This window comes from Marinimicrobium sp. UBA4509 (genome assembly GCF_002388575.1).
Taxonomy (GTDB): domain Bacteria; phylum Pseudomonadota; class Gammaproteobacteria; order Pseudomonadales; family Cellvibrionaceae; genus Marinimicrobium; species Marinimicrobium koreense.
Genome location: NZ_DGMV01000040.1, coordinates 32334 through 33792, shown reverse-complemented (window position 1 = coordinate 33792; position 1459 = coordinate 32334). Strand labels below are relative to the sequence as shown.

Annotated in this window: 1 protein-coding gene; it reads left to right on the top strand. The window is 58.5% G+C overall.

Annotated elements, in window-relative coordinates; genetic code table 11:
• Positions 1-72: 72 nt before the first annotated feature.
• Positions 73-1410, top strand: a complete 1338-nt coding sequence (locus B3520_RS06020; protein ID WP_286807382.1) for a hypothetical protein — start codon at positions 73-75, stop codon at positions 1408-1410.
• Positions 1411-1459: the final 49 nt, after the last annotated feature.

Sequence of the window (1459 nt, the reverse complement as noted above, 5' to 3'; positions counted from 1 at the left end):
AGGGCAAAGCCCGCATCCGCCGTCACCCGACGCAACCAACAATTTAATAATCGAACAACAGGAGTTTCAAACATGCATTGGCAACACGGACTTTCAACCGCTTTGTGCCTGAGCTCACTGTTGGTACTGAGCGGCTGCGGTGGCAGCAGCACCGAGATTGTGGAACGCGATCCGGTGGAAGATCATTCCGACGATCACGATGATGATCATGGTTCAGCCCATGGTGACGCGCCCGAAACCAAAGGCCGGTTACTGGTAGCCGCCTACGATGAGGCCGAAGTGGTTCTCTATGATCTGGATGACGGCGACGAGCTGGCCCATTACGAACTGAATAATCCGGCTTCGGCGGTATACGCCAGCGCGAACCATCGCTTTGGTGTGATGTTGCAGCGGGATGCGGGTGAAGTAAACGCGGTGGACTCGGGTCTGATTCACGAGTATCACGATGATCACTGGGATTACACCATCACCTCCCCGAGCTTTGCCGACTTCTCGGCGCCGGGTCCACGCCCGACCCACTTCACCACCGGTGGCGAGCGTTCGGTGATTTTCTATGACGGCAATGCCGATCAGGGCGAGGCGGCTGAGGTCGGGGTCTTTTCCGAAGCCGATATGGCCGACAATGGCAGTGGCCGATGGCTGACCCTGGACACTCACCAGCACGGCGCAGCGCAGCAGTTTGGAGAGTACCTGTTTGCCACTGTCCGGGATGCCAATGATGACAGCACCACCTTGCCCAACCAGGTAGCGCGTTACCACTGGCACGATGACGAGTACGAACTCGAACAGACCTTCGAAACGCTCTGTCCCGGACTGCACGGGAGTGCCCAGTGGCATCACGGTGTCGCCTTTGGCTGCACGGATGGTGTGTTGGTGATTCACGAGGAAAACGGCGAGTTCGTCGGCGAGAAAATCGCCAATCCGGAAGGCTTTGTGGGACGCATCGGTTCGCTCTATGGAATGTCCGAGGGAGAAATACTGGTGGGTGTTGCTTCGGAAGAGCTCTATCTTATTGATCCGGAAGCGGACAGCATAGAGCCGCTTGACTGGCGCGGTGAGTCAGAGCGTACCGCCATTGGCTACGGGTTCGATGCCGAGGGTGAACACTTTCTGGTGCTGGATAGCACCGGTGATCTGATTCGCCTTGAAATCGCCGATGGCTGGGCGGTGCTTGAGCCAATCGAAGCCGTCACCAGCGACCTGGGTGGTCTGGCGGAAGACTTGCGCCCGGTGATGAGCGTGTCCCATGCGAGTCATCTGGTCTACATTACGGATCCGGTGGCCAACACGGTGGTGGAAGTGGATCTGGAATCCGGTGCGGTCGAGACGGTTCTCAACCTGGACGTTACGCCGGCCAAAGTAGCGTGGCTCGGGTTTGAAGGGGCGTTCGAGCACGACCACGAGCATTGAGGCAGGTTACGGCGGGTGCGCGGTTCAATCGCTGCGCTCAGCCCCTACG